Origin of the sequence: Kribbella orskensis (genome assembly GCF_004342085.1) — a bacterium.
Classification (GTDB): Bacteria; Actinomycetota; Actinomycetes; order Propionibacteriales; family Kribbellaceae; genus Kribbella; species Kribbella orskensis.
Window position 1 is genome coordinate 1 of sequence record NZ_SLWM01000047.1, and the last position, 22,762, is coordinate 22,762.

Annotated in this window: 29 protein-coding genes; 15 read left to right on the top strand and 14 right to left on the bottom strand. The window is 67.3% G+C overall.

Annotated features, from left to right (window positions below):
- The coding region (locus EV644_RS43285; RefSeq protein ID WP_199240375.1) for an MBL fold metallo-hydrolase at positions 1 to 816 on the top strand (816 nt) is incomplete at its 5' end.
- A 15-nt stretch (positions 817 to 831) separates the two neighbouring features.
- Positions 832 to 996 (top strand): DUF8730 family Cys-rich protein, encoded by a 165-nt coding sequence (locus tag EV644_RS45855; RefSeq protein WP_199240376.1) that lies wholly within the window; start codon positions 832 to 834, stop codon positions 994 to 996.
- Positions 997 to 1,036: 40 nt separating this feature from the next.
- Here the strand turns inward: EV644_RS45855 and EV644_RS47015 are convergent, their stop codons facing one another.
- From EV644_RS47015 to EV644_RS43305, 6 genes are all read right to left on the bottom strand, one after another.
- Positions 1,037 to 1,489: a P-loop NTPase family protein gene (locus EV644_RS47015; protein WP_369410625.1), complete on the bottom strand. Its 453-nt coding sequence runs from the start codon at positions 1,487 to 1,489 to the stop codon at positions 1,037 to 1,039.
- Complete coding sequence (locus tag EV644_RS47020; protein ID WP_241999461.1) at positions 1,371 to 2,528, bottom strand: MBL fold metallo-hydrolase; 1,158 nt, start codon at positions 2,526 to 2,528, stop codon at positions 1,371 to 1,373. Before EV644_RS47020 ends, EV644_RS47015 begins: the two co-directional genes overlap by 119 nt.
- Positions 2,525 to 3,418 carry a MutS-related protein gene (locus tag EV644_RS45865; RefSeq protein WP_199240377.1) on the bottom strand — a complete coding sequence of 298 codons (894 nt, stop codon included), beginning with the start codon at positions 3,416 to 3,418 and terminating at the stop codon, positions 2,525 to 2,527. The genes EV644_RS47020 and EV644_RS45865 overlap by 4 nt, the downstream gene beginning before the upstream one ends.
- Positions 3,391 to 3,696, bottom strand: a complete 306-nt coding sequence (locus tag EV644_RS45870; RefSeq protein ID WP_199240378.1) for a hypothetical protein — start codon at positions 3,694 to 3,696, stop codon at positions 3,391 to 3,393. The genes EV644_RS45865 and EV644_RS45870 overlap by 28 nt, the downstream gene beginning before the upstream one ends.
- 321 nt (positions 3,697 to 4,017) lie before the next feature.
- Positions 4,018 to 4,884, bottom strand: a complete 867-nt coding sequence (locus tag EV644_RS43300) for a universal stress protein (protein WP_132197770.1) — start codon at positions 4,882 to 4,884, stop codon at positions 4,018 to 4,020.
- A gap of 159 nt (positions 4,885 to 5,043) precedes the next feature.
- Positions 5,044 to 5,319 (bottom strand): DUF1876 domain-containing protein, encoded by a 276-nt coding sequence (locus EV644_RS43305; RefSeq protein WP_132194650.1) that lies wholly within the window; start codon positions 5,317 to 5,319, stop codon positions 5,044 to 5,046.
- Positions 5,320 to 5,574: 255 nt separating this feature from the next.
- Here EV644_RS43305 and EV644_RS43310 point away from each other — a divergent pair, with 255 nt between their 5' ends.
- The 3 genes from EV644_RS43310 to EV644_RS43320 all read left to right on the top strand — a co-directional run bounded on the left by EV644_RS43310 (position 5,575) and on the right by EV644_RS43320 (position 7,139).
- On the top strand, positions 5,575 to 6,411 hold the full coding sequence (locus tag EV644_RS43310) for a 2-oxo acid dehydrogenase subunit E2 (RefSeq protein ID WP_132197772.1): 837 nt from the start codon (positions 5,575 to 5,577) through the stop codon (positions 6,409 to 6,411).
- The gene (locus EV644_RS43315) at positions 6,404 to 6,634 is read left to right on the top strand and encodes a hypothetical protein (RefSeq protein WP_132197774.1); all 231 of its coding nucleotides are present in this window, start codon (positions 6,404 to 6,406) and stop codon (positions 6,632 to 6,634) included. The genes EV644_RS43310 and EV644_RS43315 overlap by 8 nt, the downstream gene beginning before the upstream one ends.
- 229 nt (positions 6,635 to 6,863) lie before the next feature.
- Positions 6,864 to 7,139: a hypothetical protein gene (locus EV644_RS43320; RefSeq protein ID WP_132333464.1), complete on the top strand. Its 276-nt coding sequence runs from the start codon at positions 6,864 to 6,866 to the stop codon at positions 7,137 to 7,139.
- Between the two features lie 92 nt (positions 7,140 to 7,231).
- Here the strand turns inward: EV644_RS43320 and EV644_RS43325 are convergent, their stop codons facing one another.
- Positions 7,232 to 7,684, bottom strand: a complete 453-nt coding sequence (locus tag EV644_RS43325) for an Hsp20/alpha crystallin family protein (protein ID WP_158293114.1) — start codon at positions 7,682 to 7,684, stop codon at positions 7,232 to 7,234.
- A gap of 397 nt (positions 7,685 to 8,081) precedes the next feature.
- Between EV644_RS43325 and EV644_RS45875 the strand changes: the two genes are divergently transcribed.
- On the top strand, positions 8,082 to 8,243 hold the full coding sequence (locus EV644_RS45875; protein WP_199240379.1) for a hypothetical protein: 162 nt from the start codon (positions 8,082 to 8,084) through the stop codon (positions 8,241 to 8,243).
- A gap of 842 nt (positions 8,244 to 9,085) precedes the next feature.
- Here the strand turns inward: EV644_RS45875 and EV644_RS43335 are convergent.
- Positions 9,086 to 9,577 (bottom strand): Hsp20/alpha crystallin family protein, encoded by a 492-nt coding sequence (locus tag EV644_RS43335; protein WP_132333466.1) that lies wholly within the window; start codon positions 9,575 to 9,577, stop codon positions 9,086 to 9,088.
- Positions 9,578 to 10,810: 1,233 nt separating this feature from the next.
- Between EV644_RS43335 and EV644_RS43340 the strand changes: the two genes are divergently transcribed.
- A complete protein-coding gene (locus EV644_RS43340) occupies positions 10,811 to 11,485 on the top strand; it encodes a DUF2202 domain-containing protein (protein ID WP_132197636.1) in 675 nt (224 codons plus the stop codon).
- A 4-nt stretch (positions 11,486 to 11,489) separates the two neighbouring features.
- Here EV644_RS43340 and EV644_RS43345 read toward each other — a convergent pair whose 3' ends face one another.
- The 6 genes from EV644_RS43345 to trxA form a co-directional block, all read right to left on the bottom strand.
- Positions 11,490 to 12,590 carry a sensor histidine kinase gene (locus EV644_RS43345; RefSeq protein ID WP_132197638.1) on the bottom strand — a complete coding sequence of 367 codons (1,101 nt, stop codon included), beginning with the start codon at positions 12,588 to 12,590 and terminating at the stop codon, positions 11,490 to 11,492.
- Entirely contained in the window at positions 12,587 to 13,276 is a 690-nt protein-coding gene (locus tag EV644_RS43350; RefSeq protein ID WP_241999453.1) for a response regulator, read from the bottom strand. Before EV644_RS43350 ends, EV644_RS43345 begins: the two co-directional genes overlap by 4 nt.
- Before the next feature lie 641 nt (positions 13,277 to 13,917).
- Positions 13,918 to 15,120: an NAD(P)/FAD-dependent oxidoreductase gene (locus tag EV644_RS43355; RefSeq protein WP_132197640.1), complete on the bottom strand. Its 1,203-nt coding sequence runs from the start codon at positions 15,118 to 15,120 to the stop codon at positions 13,918 to 13,920.
- Positions 15,121 to 15,311: 191 nt separating this feature from the next.
- Positions 15,312 to 15,578: a metal-sensitive transcriptional regulator gene (locus EV644_RS43360; protein WP_132197642.1), complete on the bottom strand. Its 267-nt coding sequence runs from the start codon at positions 15,576 to 15,578 to the stop codon at positions 15,312 to 15,314.
- Entirely contained in the window at positions 15,575 to 15,979 is a 405-nt protein-coding gene (locus tag EV644_RS43365) for a DUF302 domain-containing protein (protein WP_132197644.1), read from the bottom strand. The genes EV644_RS43360 and EV644_RS43365 overlap by 4 nt, the downstream gene beginning before the upstream one ends.
- The gene (gene trxA / locus EV644_RS43370) at positions 15,979 to 16,353 is read right to left on the bottom strand and encodes a thioredoxin (RefSeq protein WP_132197646.1); all 375 of its coding nucleotides are present in this window, start codon (positions 16,351 to 16,353) and stop codon (positions 15,979 to 15,981) included. Before trxA ends, EV644_RS43365 begins: the two co-directional genes overlap by 1 nt.
- Positions 16,354 to 16,705: 352 nt before the next feature.
- On the opposite strand from trxA, the gene EV644_RS43375 reads away from it, so the two are divergent.
- From EV644_RS43375 to EV644_RS43405, 8 genes are all read left to right on the top strand, one after another.
- Complete coding sequence (locus EV644_RS43375; protein ID WP_132197648.1) at positions 16,706 to 17,038, top strand: rhodanese-like domain-containing protein; 333 nt, start codon at positions 16,706 to 16,708, stop codon at positions 17,036 to 17,038.
- 32 nt (positions 17,039 to 17,070) lie between these two features.
- Entirely contained in the window at positions 17,071 to 18,489 is a 1,419-nt protein-coding gene (locus EV644_RS43380; protein WP_132197649.1) for an MBL fold metallo-hydrolase, read from the top strand.
- The gene (locus tag EV644_RS43385; RefSeq protein ID WP_132197651.1) at positions 18,486 to 19,307 is read left to right on the top strand and encodes a sulfite exporter TauE/SafE family protein; all 822 of its coding nucleotides are present in this window, start codon (positions 18,486 to 18,488) and stop codon (positions 19,305 to 19,307) included. Before EV644_RS43380 ends, EV644_RS43385 begins: the two co-directional genes overlap by 4 nt.
- A gap of 46 nt (positions 19,308 to 19,353) precedes the next feature.
- Positions 19,354 to 19,524, top strand: a complete 171-nt coding sequence (locus tag EV644_RS48335) for a DUF8730 family Cys-rich protein (protein ID WP_500789619.1) — start codon at positions 19,354 to 19,356, stop codon at positions 19,522 to 19,524.
- 261 nt (positions 19,525 to 19,785) lie between these two features.
- Complete coding sequence (locus EV644_RS43390; protein WP_132197653.1) at positions 19,786 to 20,292, top strand: rhodanese-like domain-containing protein; 507 nt, start codon at positions 19,786 to 19,788, stop codon at positions 20,290 to 20,292.
- 62 nt (positions 20,293 to 20,354) lie between these two features.
- The gene (locus EV644_RS43395) at positions 20,355 to 20,564 is read left to right on the top strand and encodes a hypothetical protein (protein ID WP_132197655.1); all 210 of its coding nucleotides are present in this window, start codon (positions 20,355 to 20,357) and stop codon (positions 20,562 to 20,564) included.
- On the top strand, positions 20,551 to 21,288 hold the full coding sequence (locus tag EV644_RS43400) for a hypothetical protein (protein WP_132197656.1): 738 nt from the start codon (positions 20,551 to 20,553) through the stop codon (positions 21,286 to 21,288). The genes EV644_RS43395 and EV644_RS43400 overlap by 14 nt, the downstream gene beginning before the upstream one ends.
- Positions 21,289 to 22,087: 799 nt before the next feature.
- On the top strand, positions 22,088 to 22,690 hold the full coding sequence (locus EV644_RS43405; RefSeq protein ID WP_206751518.1) for a hypothetical protein: 603 nt from the start codon (positions 22,088 to 22,090) through the stop codon (positions 22,688 to 22,690).
- The last annotated feature ends 72 nt before the right edge of the window (positions 22,691 to 22,762 follow it).

Consider the following 22,762-nt stretch of genomic DNA (forward strand, 5'->3'; position numbering starts at 1 on the left):
GACAGCGACCAGGTCCGGCTGACCCACGTCTTCGAGACACACATCCACAACGACTACGTCACCGGCGGCTTGGCGCTGGCGCGAGCCACCGGAGCACGGTACCTGGTCAACGGCGACGACGCGGTCTCCTTCGACCGCACGCCGATCCACGACGGCGAGACCGTCGCGGTCGGCCAACGCATACGTGTGCGGGCGATCCACACGCCCGGCCACACCTTCACCCACCTGTCCTACGCGTTGACCGACGCCGGGCGGGGCAACGAGCCGATCGGGGTCTTCACCGGCGGCTCACTGCTGTACGGCGCGACCGGGCGCCCAGACCTGCTGGGCACAGAGAACACCGACAAACTGGTGCGCCACCAGCATGCCTCGGCGCACCGGCTAGCCGGTGGGCTTCCCAACGCGACCGGGGTCTACCCGACCCACGGCTTCGGCTCCTTCTGCTCCGCCACCCAGACCAATGCCACCGAGTCCACGATCGGGCAGGAGAGACGGACCAACCCGGTCCTGACCCAGGACGAGGAGACCTATGTCCGCGAACTGCTCGACGGCCTGGGCGCTTGGCCCGCCTACTACATCCACATGGGCCGGACCAACGCCGCGGGTCCCGCAGCCCCCGACCCTGTCCCTACCCGAGCCCGGCGAGGTGTGGGTGCACGGCGTCGCCGGCTACCGCGATCGCCGCGTCGTTCCTCGACGCCGCCGAACGCGCGCCCGTCGCGATCGACGACGACTTCCAGAACGCCGAGCAAGCCGGACTCCAGTTGCTGCGACCCGAGGCCTGACCAGCTCCGCCAAGCCCTGAACGGTCCCTGAAACAGGAGAAACATCGTGTGCCGACCAGTCATCTGCAAGATCTGCGCCAAGACCACCTGGGCCGGTTGCGGCCAGCACGTCGGACAGGTCAAGGCAATGGTCCCCGCCGATCAGTGGTGTCCCGGTCACCCCAAGGCCGAGCGCCAGGGCAGCCTGCTCCGCAAGATCTTCGGCCGCTGAGCCCGTCAGCGGCAACCGCCGGTCGCCGGGTTCCGGCCGGTCAGGCGCGGCCGAAGATCTTCTGGTAGAGGTCTTCGCCGTGGCTGGTGGGCTGGGGTGGGGCTTCGATGAGTTTGTAGGGGCGGCTCCCGTCGGGGAGGCGCTCGGCTCGGAGGAACAGGGTTGGCGCGGGCGGGTGGGAGTGGAAGGTGTGGGCGAGGTGGTAGAGGTGGGTGACGGAGAAGATCCTAATGCCTGATTCGAGGACGGCACGGAGGACCTCCGCGGCCAGGTCGGAACCTTCTCGTTCGTTGGTGGAGGCGAAGGACTCGTTGGACAAGAGGAGGGCGTGCGGGCGGAGGTGCTCGGCGAGCGCGCTCATCCGGGCCAGCTCCTCAGCGAGCTTGCCGCTGCTCATCGTCGCGTCCTCTTCGCGGGGGTAGTGCGTGAAGAGGACGGCGCAGACGCTGGCGTGGAGGGAGGAGGCAGGGGTGAACATTCCGGCCTGCATCATCAGTTGGGCCACGCCGACCGCGCGGAGAAGCGTGGACTTGCCGCCCCTGGTTGGCGCCGGTGATGACGACCAACGACTTGCCGTCCGCGGCCAAGTCGTTGCCGATGGCCCGTTCCCGGAGGGTGAGGCTGAGGGACGGGTCGTACAGGTCCGTCGCGGACAGCTGCGAGCTGCGGGGCTCGGCCGGGACCGGGAAGCAAAGCGGCTCGGCCTTCGCCGACAACCGCTCGTGCAGGTTGAGGCAGCCGACGTAGAACGCGAGCTCCGCGCGCAGCGGCCGGAAGAAGCCGATGATGTGGTCGGTGGACTGCGCGATCGCGTTGGCGACCAGATTGATGCCGCGCTCGCGCAGTTCCGACAGGGCCTGCGTGCCGCTCTCATCGTGGTCGTCGATCTGCAGCGAGTAGGAGTCCGTTTCGGCCCTGAAGACTCGCTGCAGCAGCGTCTGGCGGTTGTCGTGTGGCCGCCTCAGGACATAGTCGACACCCGCGTTACCGACGCCGAGACCAGCACTGACCAGCACACCCTGGCGGAAGCGCAGCCGCTGCAGATGATCCTCGACTGTGCGGAAGTATTCGTCGTCGAGATCGGTGGCGATCATCTCGGAGAACGTGCTGAATCCCCCGGACTCGAACAGCTTCGCAGAGGTGTCGGAGATGACGCGCAAGCTCGCCAGTGACGTCATCAGCAGTTCGAGCACCTCCGCCGAGCTGTACAGGATCCCGTCGGGGCTGCGGAAGTACCGGTAGGCCTTCCACTCCCGCTCGATCGCCTCGACCGCCGTACCGTAGAGCTCGCGGACGACGGCTGGTTGCCGGAGGCAATCACTCAGTACCGCCTGCCGGTAGCGGATGTCGTCCACACCGGTCAGGCTCGCCAGCAGGGTCTGGCCGGCCACCTCACGCACGAAGTGATCGCCGTCCGCCATCGTGTCGAGCAGCGTCGCGAGCTCGAGGTCCTGGACCAGATCGTCCGCGTTCGGTGGCAGCCGCTGCTCGGGGTCGAAATCGCGGTCGCGGAACAGCAGGAAGGCTTTCATCTGCTCAACCGCTCCTTCAGCAGGTCGTAGCTGAGCCGGTACTTCGCCGCGATCGTGGCCGCGTAGGCCATCCCGTCCGCGGGTCGCCGGGACAGCTTGTACGTCCGGGTCGGCCGGCCCGCGTCGTCCACGGCGCTGACCATGCTGACCGTCGCCTCCCCCAGCGACGCCAGTTCGTCGACAAAGGTGACGCACACGCACAGCAGGTCCCGCTCGGCGATCTCGGCGAGCACCCGTCGGCCGAGCACCGTCGCGTCCTGCAGCGTCGTCGAGGCGAAGATCTCGTGCAGGATGACGATGCTCGCACCCGTCGCCTCGCCCAGGATGGCGTGCACCCGGACCAGATCGTCCTGCAGCCTGCCGCGCAGATCCTGCAGGTCCTCCTCCTTCTCGAAGTGCGTGAGCACGCGGTCACAGTGGAGCAAGCGTGCACTCTCACCCGGTACGGGGAGTCCGAGCGCGGCCAGATGGTGCATTTGGCCGAAGCTCCGGGCAAAGGTGGTCTTGCCGCCCTGGTTCGGCCCGGTCACCACGAGGATCCGCTCCGGCCCGGACAGCTCGAAGTCGTTGCGGACCACCTCCATGCCGTCGCGTACGAGCTTCGCCGCCAGGGCGAGATCGAACGTCCCGGTGGCGCGGATCGCCTTCGAGTCGGTGACGACCGGATAGCAGAACGGCAGACCCGCCGACCGCAGCGGTTCGAGGTACTCCAGATAGGCGAGGTAGAACTGCACCTCACGGTCGAAGGTGGCGATGACCGGGTCGACGAAATCGGCATGCTCAGCGCGGTACCGCGTCAGTGCGGTGAACGTGTCCGGGTACAGACTCGCCGCCCGGTCCAGGATGCCGGCCTCGACGTGGTTCAGGTCCGGCGACGACGGGAAGTCCACCCGGTAGTCCTTCGCCGCCCCTGCTTGAAGCGCGCGAAGACCTGCTCGATCTCGGCGCTGTAGTCGGGCTCTGCGTCGTACCGGGCGACCATGACCTTGTTGCCCTTGATGTGCAGGCGATAACGCACCGCCGCAAGTTCCGTCGTGATCCGGTGCGTCTCGCCCGCCAGCGACCGGAACGCCTCCGACCGAGCGACACCGGCCAGGTATTCCCGGAACCCGACCAGGCCCCGCGACTTGAGCGCGGTTCCGCCCAGCGCGGCCGCCAACTCGGTCACGGCCGAGCAGTAGTTCTCTCCCCCGCTGAGGAACCAGCGCTGCTGCTGCAACGGGTAGTGCCGCGTTCTCGTGCCGGTACCCGATCGACTCGGTGGAACGCAGCAGCGCATGGAAGAACGGCGCCAGATCGTAGTCCCCGCGCCCCAGCGTCAGATCCGCCACGAGCTGATCCAGGTTGAGATCCTTGAACGCGGCAGGCTCGACCGGCTCCCCCGCCCCACGACGGTCGAACAGGATGCTCCGGAAAGCTGCCATCAAGATCCAATCGACAAGGAGCCGAGCAACCACCCGACCCGACCGAGCAGGTACGTCGCACCAACTCAGGCGGGATGGACGACAGCAACCGGGCAGGTCGCGTGGTGGAGCACACCGCGGGCCACCGAACCGAGCAGCATCGACGTGACCCGATGGTGCCGGCGGCCACCGACCACCAGGAGTTGTGCGTCACTGGCCTGCGCGGCGGCGATCAGGCCGTCGACCGGATGGCCCCGGCGAACATCGGCCTGAGTGATCAGCCCAGGATGGTCCGGTCGCACCTCATCTGCGACGGAGTCGACGTACCGTCGAGCGCCTTCGTCCCACTCTGCGATGGTCGCAGCGGTGCTCACCACGTCCCGGCTGTAGAGGTTGGGCAGGTCCCACACGTGCACCAGCCGCAGCGGTACCTGCCATCGCTCGGCGGCAGTCACCGCGAACTCGATCTCGGTCCGGTTCTCACCGGAGTCATCGAGTGCGAGGATGACCGGCCCGGAGTGCTCGCTCCGATTCCACGCATTCGGCACGACCACCACCGGAATCGTCGCCTGATGGGCCGCCGCCTCCGAGGTCGAGCCGATCAGCAGGCGTTTGAAGGCACCCATCCCGCGCCGCCCGACGACGAGCATGGTGCTGCCCTCGGCGGCGTCGGCCAGCTTGACCTCGGGTGGCCCGACCAGCAGATCGGTGTCGTGGTCCAACTTTCTGCCGCTGCTTTCGAGATAACTCTGGACAGCTTTCAGCAGGTCCGTAGGGGTGTCGTCGATGACGATCGGCGACCAGTACGGCGTACCGCGGACCGCCTCGTCGATGACGTGGATCGCGCAGAGCGGCTCGTGCCGCAGCTCTGCCTCTTGCAGTGCCCACTCGAGTGCGCCGGTATCACGCCACGATCCGTCCACACCGACATAGATCACAGCCCTCCGAGTCATCGCCGATCACCGCAACCACGGTAGTGGCGAACCGCTGACAGCCCGCTTCGCGCGGTCCTCAGCTCACCATCGGGCTCGATCATCGGCGCCGTGATACGGCGCCGCCGCGATGTACTGTCCATGACTTCATCCCCATCCGGTGTGAAGAGCCGGCACGCCTCAGCTGTGCAGACGGACGTGCTCCTTGGTGATCTGCTCGATGTCGCCAGCCGCGGCGTGGATCAACTCGTGGGACAGATTCGACAGCGCCCGCGCCACCGCGAGTTCGTCGCCGATCTCCGCGACCTCCGCGTCGTCCGGGTGCCGGTGTGCGGTGCCCCGTCCGACCAGGTGCGTCTCGTCGTTCGTGTGCAGCCGAGCCTCCGCATGGGTGATCCGCTCGTCCTCGTGCTCGTCGATGAAGATCTCGACGTTCCAGCGTCTGGTCGCAGTCATGGTCCTCGGCCTTTCTCGCTCGGCAGACCTACTTCTTGCCATCGTCGGCCGCCGCCGCGATCCGGCCTAGGGCCATCCGGTCCGTAACACCAGGGAACTTCAGCCCTTTTCGCCGCCCGCCGGGTGCGGTGGCCGCAGCATCACTCACCCGCAGCAGGAGTCGAAGGTCCCGGTTCGCAGGGACCGATCGGCCGGTGCGGGCTGCAACGGCCACGAACATGCTCGAAGCAGACAGGTTCGATCGGAGGTGGCGTCGTGCTTCAGCGGGGCTCGAAGGTCGTGCCGGTGCCCTGGGTCCGGCGGCTCGTCATGGACGCCGGCCGGGCGGCACACCGGCGGCACGCGGTCCACGGCCTGTTCGAGGTCGATGTGACCACGGCCCGCGAGGCGCTGCGCCGCCATCGGTCCGCGACCGGTGAGGAACTGTCCTTCACCGCGTTCGTGATCGCCTGCGTGGGACGCGCGGTGGCCGCCGAGCCGGCAGTCCAGGCGTATCGCGATCTCCACGGCCGGGAGGTCATCTTCGGCCAAGTCGACATCGGCCTCCCGATCGAGGCCACTCTGGACGGGGTTCCCTTCGCCTTCACCCACGTGATCCGCGACGCCGGCCGACGCTCGGTACGAGACATTCACCGCGAGATCCGTGCGGTCAAGGCCGACCCGAACCGAAGCCCCTCGGTCCGCAAGGCTGCCTGGGCCCGCGCCTACCTGCTCCTGCCCGGGATCGTGCGCACCGGGTTGCTCGGGGCCCTTCACCGGCTGCCGGAACGCCAGCGCGCTCTGGCCGGCACCGTAGGTGTCACCGCCGTCGGCATGTTCGGCGCGGGTGGCGGGTGGGGCATCGCCTTCCAGTTGCACACCCTCAGCATCGTCATCGGCGGCATCACCGTTCGGCCCGCGCTCCGCGCGGGGCAGTTGGTCGAACGAGAGTGGCTGCAGCTGACCGTCAGCGTCGACCACGACATCGTCGACGGCGCGCCGACCGCGCGGTTCATCAGCCGTCTGCGCAGCCTCCTCACGTTCGCCGACGGATTGCCGGCCGCCCCACCACCAGCCGCGTCAACGGAAGCCGGAGGACAGAACCATGACTGACATCGACAAAGCTCGCGCCCAGCGAGAGGCACTGGCGACCGCGGCCGGTCGGCGCACCGCGGGCCCATCACGGACCGCGCAAGCAACCGAGCGGTACCTCGGCGCCGCCCTCTACGAAGCCCGGCACGGTCATCACGAGAAGGCGGCCGACGAGCAGGACACAGAACAGCCGCCCGACACTCCGCCGACCACCCAGGAGCCACCCCACAACCAGACGACATGACAGTCGCGGACGTTCCGCAGCACATCCACCCGCACTGCTGGAGACGGCCGCGGATCCACCGACCGCAGCCCCGGCACCGATCAGGAACTGGCCGCCTGGCAGGCGGTGAAGCACAGCGACCCCGGACTCGCGGTCGTCGACGAGGCCGGACGGTTCGGCGGCCTGATCGCACCGCAGCGCCCGCTCGCCGCACTGCTGGCCGAACACGACGAGGACCTGGCCCGGCTCGATGGCTTCCTCCGGACGACCGCTGCGGCCCGAACCTCCAGTACCGAGCCGGTCCCACACCGACTGTGGCCAGACCGAGGCCCTGGGGATCCGCGGGCTTTCCGTCGGGGTCGGAATCCGCCGCGTGATCGTCCGCGCGGTGATCACCGGACCCCTCGTCGGCGAACTGCTGGGCGCGTTGTCAGTACCGGTGATCTGGCGGTTCTGGCACGACGCCGTGGTCGCCGCGGCGGCCGCACTGGCCGTCTTCGCCGCCGTCACCCTGGTAGCCACGTGACGGAAGGCTCCTCGTCGCGTTCTGATCCGCGGCAACCTTCGCCCGGACGCACCAGGAGAGGCGATGCGCAGCGAGGCGCCCGACCGGGATCTTCACTGGCCGGGCACCTGGGTTGAGAGCGCTAAGGTGTGTGCTCGATCTTGATGGTCCGCGCCTCGGCCGTCATCGCCGTGATCGGCACCCTCACCTCGAGGGATCCCGGCCGCGTACTTCGCCTCGACCTTGGCTTCGTCCGCGCCGTCGGGCAACAGCACCCGCCGGGGCAGCGAACCGTAGTGGAACTCCGAGCGAGCACCGTCGTGCTCCTCCTGCTGACGAGTCGCCGTGATGGTCATCATGCCGTTCGCGACCTCGACCTTGATGTCCTTCGCGGGGTCGAGCCCGGGCAGCTCCGCCCGGACGACGTACGCGTTGTCGTCGGCGAACTCCTCGATCCGGACACCGCGCATCGCTGCCGGCCAGGTGAACAGGCTCGGCAGGCTTTCGGCCCAGTCGAACAGGTCGGCGAACTGACGCCGGCTGTCCTTGTGCTCCAACGTGGTCATTGTTTCCCCTTTCCGTTCTTCTTCTTTCATCTCCACAGCACTGCGGGGTACGGGCTCGCAGAAGGGGCGTAGGGACCGGGTGGCAGGGACCTTCGACCCTGATCGGCAACCTGTCCACCTACAGCGGACGGGCAGGTCTGATAGCCCAGGTCTTGAGGGACTTACGCCTCTGCTGACCCAAATCTCCGTCAAGTGATGCTTGAGGTAGCAGGCGCGTCACCGGACGAGCGCCGTTGGTGAACGACATGGGTATGAACGTGGTCAGCCGAGCGTCACGCCGGCTGGGCAAAGCCGTGAGAGGGGCCGTGGCTGCGGGCCTCCTTCTTGGGTCCGCCACGTCGATCGTCCCTCTCGGGTCGGCGCCGCGGTTTACCTGGCCACGCATCCGCGCTCGGCGGTGTCTGCGCTCGAAGCCGTCATTGGCGCCCGCAAGGTCGTGCACACGGTTCCGGACGAAGAGGTCACACATTGTCTCGACATCACCCCCTGGCTGGAGCAGAAGTCGCCGCAGTTCTGGCTCATCGCTCCGAGGTTGAGCGGGGAGCCCTGCCGGGACTGATCGCCGGCCTGTCGTGGGAAGCCCGGAAGGACCTGATCTCTACCGAGTGGTACATGCGCCGGACCGTGCATTCACCACCGGGCACCGATAGGCAGCCGACTGCCGGGCCATGACCTACGTTGGGCATCGGTCGTGCGCCGTGCAGTCTCCCGACCCGAATGCTGTCATCCGCAGATCGGCAGTTCCGCGCCTTTACTCTCGGCGGCAGAGCGAACGTTCTTCCGCAGCCTCAGGCCACGCAGGAAACGGCCCCTCAGTGGCGAACGATGCGCGCGCACTGCCCGCACACGTCCACTGAAGGGCCGCTCCTGTAAGCCTACTCCGCAGTCGCCGGATCCACGACCGTACCTAGACACGAACGGGTGCTTGCGCGGGTCAGCGCTGGCGTAGCGCCGTCGAGGAGAAGGTCTGTGACTTCGGGTGCGCCTTCCGCGACGACCGAGCCCTCCCTAGGCCGATGTCTTCGGCATCGAGCGCAAGCCCGTGCCCGTTGGAGTCGGTCGGTGCTCATACCCCGGCTGTGCTGCCTTGGTTCACGTGGTGGGGAGGGAGGCGTAGCCGCGGAATGGTCCTGTGCCCCCGTGGTGCCCCCGATCCGCTCGGTGTTCCAGTCAGGTATGCGATGCAGCATGGTGCTGATGACGGTTCTGGCTTCCGTGCGGGCAAGGGCGGCATCGAGGCAGAAGTGCACCCCCGCGGCCGAAGGCGACATGGTGGTCCGTCCCAGCGACGAAGAGGTCTGTGTGAGCGATCGGTACGACGGTCCGCAGACGGTTCGGGCCGGACCTCGATCGGACCCGGACGGGTGATCGTGCGGATGACGTCGAGGGGGCGCCGCGCCTTCAGCCGGCGTCGCCCGTGCTACCGGCGGACGTGTCACCCCGTTCGACGGTGCTCGAGATGGTGCGGCTACCGCCGGTCGCATGGGTGATCTCGACCCGGCGTGGCTGACTCCGCGGCGACGCCGGGATGGTCACGTGCAGGACACCGTCGGCGTAGTCGGCGGTGAGGTTCTGCGAGTCCACGCCCTCGCCGAGGGAGAGTTGCCGGGCGAACGACCCCTGGGAACGCTCGGCGACAATGACCTGCTGGCTATCGCGGTAGGGCGGGGTGCGCTCGGCCTGGATCGTCAAGGCGCCGGAGTCGACGGTCACCTCGATGCTGTCAGGGTCGACGCCGGGCAGGTCGGCCTCGACGTGGTAGCTGCCGTCCTCGCCGCGGTAGACGTCCAGCGGCATCCCGAGGGGGCCGCGCGTCCCGCTTACGGCCATCGACATGAGCCGGTCGAGCTCCCGGGCAGGGTCACGGAACGGCTCAAACCTGAACACGGACATCGCTGGCCCCTCCTCGTGAGGTGTCGGCTCGGGGACCACATACCGCCTCGGGCGACGCTGTCTCTCTCGGGACATAGTAGTCCTCCTGGGACTCCGCATTCATGTCTCTCGGCCTCGGATGTCAGGAACGGCGAGGCTCTGTGCAGCACCTCGACAACCCAAGAGCAGGCGGAGTTCCCCTCAAGCACCACCTCCGGCGCCGGTCGGCAGCTCCTTGGGCAGAACCGACGTGTCGTTGGCGGACCGGACCGCCTCCAGTTGCTCGCCGTCCCTACACACGCCTGCGCTTCTACCGGATCTCGGCTGCTCCGTGCGTACGCCGGGTCCTTCAGGTGGTCGCCAGGCTTCTAGGCTATTGCGGATCAGTTGGCGGACAGGTGTCGCGGATCTGTTGGCGGATCACAGCCACAGCCCGTCCGGCGAACCGATGACCTTCTCATTACGAGGAAGAACGACAGCGTCGCATCCGCTCTCTACCAGCGCTTCTAGCAACACGGCCGCCCCCAGCGAGCGCGAGATCCCCCATGCGTATCCGTCGTTTCGTGCCACGAGTCATGCCATGCATCTCGACCACCCTAGGTCGCGGCCCACGCCTGGTCGGGCCCGACCAGGCGCACCGGGCGCCGGCCTTCCGATCCGTAGAGCCTGCACGTGCTCGCTGCTACCCAGCCCGAATCCCGAGAGCCTGCATTGCCTTGGCGGCCTGATGCTCGCTGGCAGGGGTCGTTGGGGTCAGGTTGGGGTCACCGCACCGACCAGCATGGGTTCCTCGGCGGTCACCAATGACCTCGACTGATCATCCGAAGCCAGAAGAGCACCGAGCCCACAGTGGCGAGAAGGGCCCAGATCCGCCCAGTGCTCACAGCCACCAGGTCCCTCCCGAATCCGTGACCGTCGCCGATTCACCAATCAGGAGGACCGACGGGACGATGACCAGAACCATCGCAGACTTCTTGAATGCGAATGCCGAATCCCGCTCGCGGAAGAAGCGACGTGTCCGTTCTCCACGGCGGCCAGGGCGGCATCTGGCTCGCCAAGCGGCTTGGGACGGTGACGACGCTCGGGCCGGCCGTACACCCACCCCGCATCTGACGGCCCGAGCTCGCCGACAGACAACCGGCGGAGTCCGCAGCCGGGGCTTCGCAGGTCTTCACGACAACTTCACGAACGGCCAGCCGATGCCTTCATACCCCGGAGGTCGACTTGAGGTGTTGGAAACCTGAGGAGGTCGGAATGATGACTAAATGGCGCAAGACCATGTTTGTCACGGCGGGTACGGTCGGGCTCCTGGTCGGCGGTGGCGTCGCGGCGATGGCGGCAGGGCAGTCTCCTTCGGCCAACGCCGACGCGCGGGCGGTGACACCGACTCAGCAGCAAGACCTGCAGTTCACTCGGGACGAGGAGCGGATGGCCCGCGATCTCTACCAGCGGTTCGCCGGCAAGTACGACGATCTGCCGATCTTCGACCGCATCAGCCAGAGCGAGCAGCGCCACTTCGATGCGGTCGGCAATGTGCTGGTCCGGTACGACATTCAGGACGCAGCTGCGGGCAAGGCTGCTGGTGTCTACACCAACCCAGCCATCCAGAAGCTGTACGACGACTGGAAGGCACAGGGTCTGAAGTCGTCCGACGAGGCTCTGAAGGCCGCGATCGCGCTCGAGGAGCGCGACATCACCGACCTTGGCGGCCTGGTTGCCAAGGACAACCCAACCGACGTCGAATCGCTGTACGCGCAGCTGCTCGCGGCGTCCAAGCATCACTTGTCGGCCTTCACCGCCGTGGCCGAGGGCGACACGTCCAGCACGGGATGCCCCGGCGCGGGTCAGGGACCCCGCCATGGCGGATGGGCTGACGGAGGGCAGGGCGGACCGGCGCGGATGGGACCGCAAACAGGGATGAACCGGTAGCGAGTCAAGCGCCTCGGTCGGGCAGCGCAGGCAGTGTCACCGTGAAGGCGGCGCCGGCGCCCAGCCCGGCCGAGGCCGCGGTGATGTCGCCGCCATGTGCCCGGGCAATCGCTCGGGCGATCGTCAGGCCGATCCCAGACCCGCCGGAAGGGTCACCCGAGCGACGGTTCCGGACTCGGTAGAAGCGCTCGAAGACACGCTCCAGATCGTCGCGCGCCAACCCCTCCCCGTCGTCGATCACGCGGACGTGGGCGGTGCCATGCTCGTGGCCCGTCCGCACCTCGACAGCTCCACCGGGCCCGGCAGCGCGCAGGGCGTTGCCCAGCAGGTTCGTCACGACCTGCGCCAGCCGGTCCGGGTCGCCGGAGACCCGGACCGGAGCCGACGCACCGGTCACGGTGAGACTAACCCCGGACTCGTCGAACTGAGGACGCAAGCGCTCCGCCGACTGCTCGACCAGCACCGGGAGGTCGAGGACCTGGCTTCGAAGCTCCAGTCTGTTCTCCTCGGTCCGCGACAGAGCGCTGAGGTCGTCGGTCAGCCGACGCAGCCGGTGCAACTCGGTCACGACCGGCTGCAGGGTCTCCGTACTCAGCGGGAACACCCCGTCGACCATGCCCTCGACGTATCCGTCGATGACTGTCAGCGGCGTGCGCAGTTCATGCGCGACATCCGATATCAGCCGAACCCGGCGTTCTTCGGTGTCCGCGAGCCGGCCGGCCAGATCGTTCACGTCGTGGACGAGTTCGGCGAGTTCGACCTCCCGCGGCGCGGCCACCTGCTCATCGTAGTGCCCCGCCGCCAATCGCCGAGCGGCCGACCGCACAGCGCGCAGCGGGCCGAGCAGGCGGTGCGCCGCGAAACCGGCAGCAGTCGCGGCGACTGCTGCGCTGAGGGCGAGCCCGACCAGCAGCGACGTGTTCACCGCCGAGACGAACGTCGACCTAAGCTCTCCGCTCTGACCCAAACCGCGAGGCCCCATCATCCGCATCCGTGAGTCGAACAGAGTCGGTGCGAGAAGACGGACGACGGCGTATGCCGTCACCGCGCCGATGACCGCGACCGCCAGGTGCGAGACGAACAGACGAACCGACAGCCGGTTCATGTCGGCTCCAGAAGGAGCTTGTAGCCGACCCCGCGAACAGTGCCGATGATGCGCGGTCGAGCCGCGTCGTCGTGCAACTGTTGGCGAAGGTTCCGGATGTGCACATCGACCACGCGCTCGTCGCCGTAGAAGTCGTAACCCCACACACGCTCCAGCAGTTGGCGACGCGAGAAGACCCGCCCCGGCGACCCCGCCAGCGCGGTGAGCAGGTCGAACTCGAGCGCAGTCAGCGTGATGGGTTCATCGACCACGGTGACCTCCCGGCGGGCCACATCCACAGTGAGCCCGGCAAAGACATGGCGCTCGGCGTCCTGCTCGGCCGCCGAACGACTGCGCCGCAGCACCGCCTTCACCCGAGCCGTGACCTCACGCGGACTGAACGGCTTCGTGATGTAGTCATCCGCGCCGACCCCCAGACCGATGAGCTTGTCGACCTCCTCGGTCCGCGCCGTGACGAGCAGCACGTACACCTGACTGAAGGTTCGGATCCGGCGCAGGACCTCGAGACCGTCGAGGTCGGGCAGCATAACGTCGAGGAGGATGACAGCCGGCTCCTGCAGCCGCACCCGGTCCACCGCGGCGGCACCAGTGGCCGCCTCGACGACGCGGAAGCCCTCGGCCTCCAGATAGCCCCGCAGCACCCGGCGGATCTCCGGCTCGTCGTCGACCACCAGCACGTCACGCACCTGTCCCTCCCTTCGGCAACACCCGTGCCAGCACATAGGCGGCATCAGCCGCGGTCCGCGCACGGGGGCACGTCGCACAGGCCCATCACCCGCATGCGATGACGCTCCGTACAGCTTGCAGTGTTTCAAGTGGAGGGCACGTGCGACCTGTCGGCACAGAGTCCCACGTCCCCCGCCGGCGGGACCTCGACCGACTACTGCGACCCAGCCACGTCAAGAGCGCAGTCGAGACAACCGTAAGGGTGGTTGCCGGTACCCGGGCCGCCCCGACGCAGGGCCACGCTCCGCCACCACACAAATGTTCAGCCGTCGTCTCACGACCGGGCACGGCGAGCCGTAGCCGGCGGATGGCGAGACTATTGCGCGGGCGCTCGGAGCGGTCACGAAGCATCGGCGGCTCGGAGGCGGCATGAGTGTAGCGACCAGCGGCGCGACCTGAACGCCGCCCGGAAGACCGGAGACCGGCGTCCTGCGGTTGATCGGGTGACCACGTGACCACGCGTCTCGAATCGACGCGGTCTCTGCCGCGGTGGCGCACACAGACGGCCGGTGCCGGCGATCGCCGTACGGTCGCGGCGGGTGCTCCCGCGGCGCTCGTGGAGTTCGACATGGGACCAAGACCTCCTCAGGGACGGTGCCGCTCAGGGCAGTTGTACGTAGCCGTGCCGCATCTTCCACAGGAAGTACTTCTCGAAGCCGAGCTTCATCAGGTGGGCCTGCGGGCCAGGGATCAGCACACCGTGCTTGCGCGGCGGCAGCATCTTGTCGGCGAGGATGATGACGCCGTTGTTGCCGGCGTCCATCACGCAGACGGCCTTGATGTCACCGAACGCCTTGGTGTTGGTCGGCTTCTCGCCTCGAATCTGCGCGGCGATGTTGGCCGCGGCGGTGTGTGCCATCACCTCGGTCGGGAAGCCGGTCTTGGGGATCCCGACGGGTGTCGGGGTCTGCCAGGGAGCGTCGACTGCGGCGGCCACACCGACTGCGTAGACGTCGTCGTACTTCTCGCTCTGGTAAGTGTCGCGTACGACGACGTAGCCCTTCTCGTCGACCAGCCCGTTCGACTCGTTGAGGAATTGCTGCCCGAGGAACGGTGGGATGACCATGCTGAACCTGAAGGGCAGGTTCTCGCCGTCGGCCAGCACCAGAGCACCCTGGTCGATGTGGTCGATGCCGACCGAGATACGCGTGTCGATGCCCTCTTTCTTGAGGAACATGCCCAGGAGTTGCTCGCCGTGGGGCAGGCCGCCGATGCCGAAGTGTCCGAGGAAGGGTTCTGCCGTGACGTAGGTGAGCTTGACCTGGTTGTGCAACCCTGCCTTCCGCAGCTGGTGTGCCGTGTTGAACAGGAACTCGTAGGCGGCGCCGAAGCAGCCCGCACCTTGGGTGGCCGCGACCACGACGTCACCAGGGTCGTCCAGGAACCGGCGCCAGGCGACCGCCGTGCGCTGAGCCTCGGGGAGCGTGGTGATCGTGTTGGCGTTCTCCTTGAACCCGGGAACGACGTCATCCTTGTTGCGGTAACCGGTTGCGATGACCAGGTAGTCGTAGCCGAACTCCCGGCCGTCGTCGGCCGTGACCTTCTTCGCGACCGGGTCGACTTTCGTGGCCGCCGCGTGGACGAACTCGATGCCGCGCGAGTCCAGGGTCGGCGCCACCGGGAAGGTGATGTCTGCGCTGTCCCGCTTGCCGAACGGAAGCCAGATCAGGCTGGGATTGAACAGGAACTGGTCGCTGGCGGACACGACGGTCACGTCGACATCGCCGTCCAGTTCGTGCCGGACGGCCAACGCGGCGGTCAGCCCTCCGAAGTTGGCGCCCAGTACCAGGACCTTCTTGCGCATCTCCAGCCTCCTCGATCGAACTCTCTTGAGGCAGGTATACCCGGGGAGGTATCACCGCGATCAGGGTCCTGTGACCCTTCATCGCGGGCCAGAGGTCATGGCCAGCGATCGGCTGGGGCGAGGCCGTCCGATGACCGTCGGCGGTGCGCTGGTTTGGCGGCGACGAGTCCTGACTCTGGGCCCTGACCACCTCACGCCAGGGAGAGGAAGAGCTTCTCCATCTTCTTCGTGTCGATGCTGTCCGGTCCGTCACCCTCCACGATGCATTGACGGAGGCCGCTGGCCACGATGGCGAAACCGGCGCGGTCGAGTGCGCGGGAGGCGGCGGCGAGCTGGGTGACCACGTCCTCACAGTCGCGGCCTGCCTCGAGCATCCGCAGCACACCGGCGAGCTGGCCTTGGGCGCGCTTGATCCGGTTGACGATGGGAGTCATCTCGGTCGGGTCGAGTGCGGTCATCTGTGCTCCTCGGTGACGGCCGCAAGCGCGGCGGTGAGTCGGTCCTTGGCGTCTCGGGCGACGCTGTGCAACTGCGGGGCGTCGGACAGCCCCATCATCGCGTCAGGGTCGAATGCTTCGACCACGGTGGTCCCCTCGTCCACCGATCGGACCACAACGTTGCAGGGCAGCACCGCGGCGATCGACGGCTCCACCTGCAGCGCCTGGTAAGCCAGCGGCGGCCGGCAGGCGCCGAGGATTACCTGCGGGGGTACGTCGACGTCGAGCTTGGCCGCGAGTGTGGCCTTGAGGTCGATCTCGGTGAGGATGCCGAATCCCTGGTCGGCGAGGGCCGCACGGACCGCTTCGACGGTCTCGTCGTACGGCCGTTCGACGCTCGTCGCGAGCGTGTAGCCGGGCATCAGGCGCTCCTCGCGCCCTGCTCGTCAGCCGCATCCGCCCGCGCCTTCTCGATGTCCAGGTCACGCACCGCCGCGATGACCTGCTCGAGCGCCTGTGCCGGCAGCGCGCCAGGCTGGGAGAAGACCAGCGAGCCCTTCTTGAAGGCCATCAGGGTGGGGATCGACGTGATCCGGGCGGCCGCGGCCAGCGCCTGCTCCGCCTCGGTGTCGACCTTGCCGAACACGATGTCGTCGTGCGCGGCGGCGGCCTTCTCATAGATGGGCGCGAACATGCGGCACGGGCCGCACCAGGATGCCCAGAAGTCCACCAGGACGATCTCGTTGTCGAGGATCGTCTGCTCGAAATCGGCTCTGCTGAGGTTCACGGTGGTCACGGGTACTCCTTCTGCGACGGCGAGAACCGTCTGACTTGACGATACCCCGGGGGGTGTTAACCACTTTAGCGCACATACCCCCGCAGGTATTCCCGACAGCGATCGTGACGGCAGCCGGTTCAGCCGGGAAAGAGGCCGGCGTCCAAGCGTCGGTTGTGATCGCCCCGGCCCTCGGCCACCGGGCGCGGCCTACGCACTGAACGGCTCTGGCCAGCTCCGAGGTTCATTGCCACGCCACCGTCAGTCACACCGATGTTTGGGAATACCCCCGGGGGTGTTATCGTCGATGTCATCAGATACCCCACCGGGTATTGATCTGTACGGCTGGACAGCGAGAGAAAGGACCTGCCCGATGCGGGTGACCAACCCCGAGATCGACGTCGACCAGCTCTCCGAAGCGGTCAGAGCCGGCGCTGCGATAATCGACGTCCGCGAGCCGAGCGAGTACGTCGTCGGCCACGTCCCGGGAGCTGTTCTCATCCCGATGGGCGAGCTGCCCAGCCGCCTGGCCGAACTCGATCGCTACGCGGCGGTGTATGTCGTGTGCGCGTCGGGCAACCGCAGCCGCACCATGACCGACTTCCTCCGCCGGGCCGGCTTCGAGGCCTACTCGGTGACCGGCGGCACGGGCGGCTGGATCCGTTCGCGTCGCGCCGTTGTCACCGGCAACGAACCCCGCGCCTGAACCCAAACCCTGACACAACCCTTGGAACGGACATGACTGAAGCCATCGACCGGACACATCCGGCCAACTCTGCCGGCATCTCGGTGATCTCCCTCGAGACACCGACCTTGGGCGATCGCAGCTATCTGGTGCACGACGGCGAACAGGCCTTCGTCGTGGACCCCCAGCGTGACATCGACCGGCTGATCACGTTGCTCGAACGGCACCGCCTGCAACTGACCCACGTGTTCGAGTCCCACATCCACAACGACTATGTCACCGGGGGTCTGGCATTGGCTCGACGTGCCGGTGCGGCGTACCTGGTCAACGCCGAGGACGGCGTGTCCTTCGAGCGCACGCCGATCCGGGACGGTGAGGTCGTCGAGATCGGTCCACGGATGCGAGTCACCGCGATCGCCACACCTGGACACACCTTCACCCACCTGTCGTACACACTCACCGACGCGGTCAGCAACGCGCAAGTGGCCGTCTTCTCCGGCGGATCCTTGCTGTACGGCGCCACAGGTCGCCCCGACCTGCTCGGTCCGGACCACACCGACGACCTGGTCCGTGCGCAGCACGCCTCGGCCCACAAGCTCGCCGCTGTGCTGCCCGACACAGCCGAGGTGTTCCCGACCCATGGCTTCGGATCGTTCTGCTCCGCGACCCAGTCCGAGGCATCGTCGTCGACGATCGGCCAGGAGAGGCAGACCAATCCCGTACTCATCCAGGACGAGGAGACCTACGTCCGCGAGTTGCTCGCCGGCCTCAGCGCCTACCCCGCCTACTACGCACACATGGCGCCGGCCAACACCGCCGGCCCGGCCGAGCCGGACCTCTCGACGCCGACCAAGGCAGAACCCGCCGAGCTGCGGCGACGGCTCGATGCCGGGGAATGGGTCGTTGACCTGCGCACCCGCACCCTGTTCGCAGCCGGGCACGTGCCCGGCTCGCTGAACTTCGGGCTCGACGGCGCCTTCGCCACCTACCTGGGCTGGCTGATCGAATGGGGCACCCCCCTCACCCTGCTCGGCGAGACGGCCGAGGACGTCGCCGAGGCCCAGCGTGAGCTGGTCCGGATCGGCATCGACCGGCCAGCAGCCCACGCCACCGGCAAGCCCGAGGACTGGGTTGCCGGCACCGGCTGCCGCCTCGCGGCGTTCCCGATCGCGACCTTCGCTGACCTTGCCCAGGTCCGCCACCACCGAGACGTCACCGTGCTCGACGTGCGCCGGAGCGACGAATTCGCGGACTCCCGGATCCAAGGGGCGCTCAACATCCCGATTCACGAGCTGCCCAGCCGGCTGTCCGAGATCCCCGGCGGCGAGGTCTGGGTGCACTGCGCCGGCGGCTACCGCGCATCGGTCGCCGCGTCGCTGCTCGACGCCTTCGGGCACTCCCTGGTCGCGATCGACGATTCCTTCGACAACGCGAAGCCCGCAGGTCTGCCGCTGGCGGGCACGAAAGCGTGACACTGGCGATCGCAGCCGCAGCGGGCGCGCTCATCGGGCTCAGCCTGGGCGCGCTCGGCGGCGGCGGGTCCATCCTCGCCGTCCCGGTCCTCGTCTACGGCCTCGGGCAGTCCCCGGCACAGGCGACAACGGGGTCGCTCGTCATCGTCGGCGTCACCGCCATGGTCGGCGCCGTCACCGCCTACCGGTCCGGCACCGCGCTACTGGCAAGGGGCCTGACGTTCGGCGTGGCTGCCATCGGCGGCGCCGCGGCCGGCGCGAAAGCCTCCAGCCTGGTCTCAGGGCCAGTACTCCTGGCCGCCTTCGCCGCGTTGCTCCTCGTGATCGCCGCAGTGCTGGTCGTCCGCCAGACCCGGACTCGTCATGGCCTGCCGGGCGAACACCGGTCCGCGCACGTCGACAACCCGATCATCACGTTCTCGCCCAGGTTCGCCTGCCAATGCCCGCAAGCACTCACGGTGCTAGTCACTGCCACCGCCGTCGGCGTGCTCACAGGCTTCCTCGGCGTCGGCGGCGGCTTCCTGGTGGTCCCAGCCCTGATGCTCGCGCTCAAACTGCCGATGGAGTACGCCGCCGGAACCTCGCTAGTCGTCATCACCATCACCTCGGCGTCGGCGCTGGCGGTCCGAGCCGGCACCGGCACCCAACCGGACTGGAGCCTGGTTGCGGTGCTCACCGCTGTGGCAGTCCTGGGCGGCTGGACCGGCGCCCGGCTGACGGCGCGCCTCGACACCACCAAACTCCAGACAGCCTTCACGGTTCTGCTCGTGCTAGTCGCCGGCTACACCGCCTGGCAGGCCGTGCCCGCACTCATCTGACCCCCATCCCTGTCCAGCACACCCGACGATCCGAAGGAGAACCACCATGTGCAGAACAGTCACCGGCAAAACGTGCGCCAAAACGACCTGGGCCGGATGCGGCCAACACGTCAAGCAGGTCATGGCAGGCGTCCCCGCCTCCCAACGATGCTCCGGCCACACCGCCGAGCCGACCGGCCGAACCGGCTGGTTGGACAAGCTGTTCGGCCGCGGCTGAGCCGCGGGGCTGCGGTCATCCGGCGTCGCCAGCCTGCGCCGGCACACCGGCCGGGATCACGTGTCCGACCTGCTCGCCGGATATGGCGCCCGGCTCCTGTTCATCCGAGGTCGGCGCCCAGCACTGACGTCATGCCCATTTCCTCAATCCAAACTCTTCTTGCGAGGCAGTCATTTCCACCACTGAACCGTCATCGAGACCGACCGAAAAGCTGACTCCCGCCGTCCTGCGCGAGCTACTGCGCGGCGAAAGTGCCCCGCGCTGCTGGACGTGCGGACCCCGGGCGAGTTCCATACCGCGCACATCCCGGGCTCGTACAACGTCCCGCTCGACACCCTGCGCGAGCACCGCACGGAGTTGCGGCACCACCTCGACGAACAGGTCGTGCTGATCTGCCGCTCCGGCAACCGGGCCGGCCAGGCCCAGCAGGCCCTCGCCGAAGCGGGCCTGCCGAACCTACGCGTACTCGACGGCGGCATGCTCGCCTGGGAAGCCGCGCAATGCCCGGTGACGCGGGGCAAGCCCCGCTGGGATCTCGAACGGCAAGTACGCCTGGCGGCCGGGACCACCGTGCTGGTCAGCGGGCTGGCCGGTGTTGTGGTTCCCGGCGCGCACCTGGTCGGCACCGCCCTCGGTGCCGGGCTCGCATTCGCCGCGGTCACCAACACCTGCGCATTAGGCATGCTGCTGTCCAAACTCCCCTACAACAGAGGCCCGAAAGCGGACATCAAGGCCGTGATCGGCACCTTGGCCGCTGATCGGGCCTGAACCCGTGTGATCGCTTGGCTGCCAGGCGGCCAAGCGATCACACAGCTGCGCGGAGCGCCCTCATGGATAGCAATCATCAGGCCGAGAGAGCCGCCGGGCGCGCCCTCGTCGTCGGCGGTGTCCTCGGCCCGATCACCTGCCCGGAGGTCGTCATCGACTCCGCGGGGGACGAGCTGGCACGATCGAGGCAACTTCTCGAGGGAGGAACCACCGTGGCTGACAACGAGAACTCCATGGCCCGTGCAAGCATGGGTCACGATGACCGGCCGTGAGGAGACGCCAGCCAGTCCGTCGACGTCCGACAGCACGAGCTCTCGCGCCGCCTTGCGTTTCGGGTCCTCGATCGCGTTTGGCACGGCCGGCGTTACGGTCGTCGCCTTCGCCTTGGCGTTGACGGCTCTTCCGAACGACGTCCCCTATCCGTTCGCGAGCGATGTCATCGCCAAGCAATGGCCGGGAGACTACCTGTGGATGTACCCGGCCATGCTGGTGATGCTCCTCTTCGTCGCGTTACTCGTGTCGGTTCACGAGTACGCCGCTCCGAGGCGGAAGATCTTCAGCTTGCTCGGGGTGTGCCTCGCGATTATCGCTGCCGCGGTGCTTCTGATCGACTACTTCATCCAAGTCACGGTGATGCAACCGAGTCTCGAGAAGGGCCAGCTCGACGGCTGGGCGATCCTCACGCAGTACAACCCGAACGGCGTCTTTATCGCTCTCGAGGAGCTCGGATACTTTGTGATGAGCCTCGCCCTCGCTTGTGTCGCTCCGGTCTTCATGCAGGGGAGCAAGATCGAGCGCACGATCCGCTGGCTCTTCGTTGGGAGCTTCGCGGCCGTGGTCGCCGCGCTCGTCGCCGTTTCGGCAGCGCACGGAATCGATCGCGGAGATCTCTTCGAGATCATCGTGATCTCCATCGTCTGGTTGACGCTCATCGCCGCCGGGCCGCTCGTCGCGGTCGTGCTCCGGCGTGCGGCTGCCTGCTCCCAAAGCGCGTGACGCGCGGGCTAGGACCGATGACAGGCCACGCCCGCGTGCGCTACGTAGCTTCAGAACCGGGGACTGGCGACGAAGATGGGGTGCAGGGTCGCGCGAGCGCGACAAGCTGTCACTCCCAGGCGCTTCGAGGAGGGCCACTGTCGAAATCGAACCGACAACCTTCTCATTACGAGAAGGAACGACAGCGTGGGATTGGGCCTCTACCAGCGAGTTTGCGGACAGCTCTCGCCGCACCACACGCGAATTTCCTCCTCGGTGCCGAGGATTTCGCACCACGAACAGCACCACGGCCGGCCGCAGGACACAAGCTCGTGCGGCCCGCTAGCAGGAACGACTGCAGGTCCCTGATCGCAGGACACCCCTCGTCCAGTGATGTGACGGCACTTCGGATGAGGAAGTCCGCCCGGCCCAGCTGACCAGCGACCCGAGCTATCACGTCGTCCGTGTACCGGAGCCGGCCACCCGCACGCCCACCTGCAGGCGTTCGCGCGTTCCTCAACGCAATCCCACGCGCAGGCCTCGCTATGACCTGGAACAAGCGGTACCGCAGGCGTCGGTATGTCAAGGAGCGGAAGTTCCACGACGACCTGCACGCCGCGCTTCTGGCCAACGCGACTCTTGAAGGAGCGTCGAACGAGAATCGCCGCTTTCGAGTTGCGGGAGTCGACTGCAGCTCTTGGTCACCGCGAACGGCTTGAGGGTCTTGCGACGCCTCTCCGGTATAAGTTTGTGCCCCAGCAGAGTCTGGGCGCCAGCCTGGGACGGTCCCGGTTGCGGGTGAAGAGAAAGTACGGCTGCCGTGAAGGGTGAGGGCGACTACCGGAACATCACTGCGACCGTGCGACCTCTTCGCTGCGCGGTCTTGATCAATGAGAACTCAATGCACTGGCCGGATGCCGTCGCCGGTGTGATCAGTCACTGCTCTGAGGTCTGGGGCGGCCGATTCTTCCTCCTCGTCCCGACTGACGGTCGACGTATCAAGAACAAGTTCTGGGAGTTGCTCGAGGCTTACAGTCCGGACTACATCGCCGAGTACCGGCTCACACTCGCCGACTTGAAGGACAGCGAGCCGGAGCGATATGCCGAGGCACAAAGCAGGTACTGCGAAGACTTGACCAAGGTCGGTTACACCGGAGATCTCGACAGCGCCTTCCGCACCGCTGCCGGCGACGAGCTCCTGGACGCCCTCGAGATCAGCGACGAACTGCAGGCGGAGCTGATCAGTAGGCTGAGTCCGTTCCACTTCAACAGCCACGCCGTTCATGAGTACCTCAGCCACGGCAACGGCTTCGGGTTCCCGTTCACCAAGATGGACGAGATCATCCCGTTCGCTCACAAACAGATTCTGAGGATCGCACTGCCGATTGCGATCGCCGATCCCCTGCGTGTCAGGGTCAGTTGAGGCCAGCGGCTCGTAGCAAGTCCGCTTCTGCAGGGCGAGATTTTGGATGTTGAAGAGATGGCTGGTTCTGTT

Excerpts from the sequence above, each read along its gene's own strand:
- EV644_RS47015 (WP_369410625.1), bottom strand. The coding sequence starts at position 1,489 with ATGATGCAGGCCGGAATGTTCACCCCTGCCTCCTCCCTCCACGCCAGC.
- EV644_RS47020 (WP_241999461.1), bottom strand. The coding sequence starts at position 2,528 with ATGAAAGCCTTCCTGCTGTTCCGCGACCGCGATTTCGACCCCGAGCAG.
- EV644_RS43300 (WP_132197770.1), bottom strand. The coding sequence starts at position 4,884 with ATGACTCGGAGGGCTGTGATCTATGTCGGTGTGGACGGATCGTGGCGT.
- EV644_RS43305 (WP_132194650.1), bottom strand. The coding sequence starts at position 5,319 with ATGACTGCGACCAGACGCTGGAACGTCGAGATCTTCATCGACGAGCAC.
- EV644_RS43315 (WP_132197774.1), top strand. The coding sequence starts at position 6,404 with ATGACTGACATCGACAAAGCTCGCGCCCAGCGAGAGGCACTGGCGACC.
- EV644_RS43320 (WP_132333464.1), top strand. The coding sequence starts at position 6,864 with ATGGCTTCCTCCGGACGACCGCTGCGGCCCGAACCTCCAGTACCGAGC.
- EV644_RS43325 (WP_158293114.1), bottom strand. The coding sequence starts at position 7,684 with ATGACCACGTTGGAGCACAAGGACAGCCGGCGTCAGTTCGCCGACCTG.
- EV644_RS43335 (WP_132333466.1), bottom strand. The coding sequence starts at position 9,577 with ATGTCCGTGTTCAGGTTTGAGCCGTTCCGTGACCCTGCCCGGGAGCTC.
- EV644_RS43340 (WP_132197636.1), top strand. The coding sequence starts at position 10,811 with ATGATGACTAAATGGCGCAAGACCATGTTTGTCACGGCGGGTACGGTC.
- EV644_RS43345 (WP_132197638.1), bottom strand. The coding sequence starts at position 12,590 with ATGAACCGGCTGTCGGTTCGTCTGTTCGTCTCGCACCTGGCGGTCGCG.
- EV644_RS43355 (WP_132197640.1), bottom strand. The coding sequence starts at position 15,120 with ATGCGCAAGAAGGTCCTGGTACTGGGCGCCAACTTCGGAGGGCTGACC.
- EV644_RS43360 (WP_132197642.1), bottom strand. The coding sequence starts at position 15,578 with ATGACCGCACTCGACCCGACCGAGATGACTCCCATCGTCAACCGGATC.
- EV644_RS43365 (WP_132197644.1), bottom strand. The coding sequence starts at position 15,979 with ATGCCCGGCTACACGCTCGCGACGAGCGTCGAACGGCCGTACGACGAG.
- EV644_RS43375 (WP_132197648.1), top strand. The coding sequence starts at position 16,706 with ATGCGGGTGACCAACCCCGAGATCGACGTCGACCAGCTCTCCGAAGCG.
- EV644_RS43380 (WP_132197649.1), top strand. The coding sequence starts at position 17,071 with ATGACTGAAGCCATCGACCGGACACATCCGGCCAACTCTGCCGGCATC.
- EV644_RS48335 (WP_500789619.1), top strand. The coding sequence starts at position 19,354 with ATGTGCAGAACAGTCACCGGCAAAACGTGCGCCAAAACGACCTGGGCC.
- EV644_RS43395 (WP_132197655.1), top strand. The coding sequence starts at position 20,355 with ATGGATAGCAATCATCAGGCCGAGAGAGCCGCCGGGCGCGCCCTCGTC.
- EV644_RS43400 (WP_132197656.1), top strand. The coding sequence starts at position 20,551 with ATGACCGGCCGTGAGGAGACGCCAGCCAGTCCGTCGACGTCCGACAGC.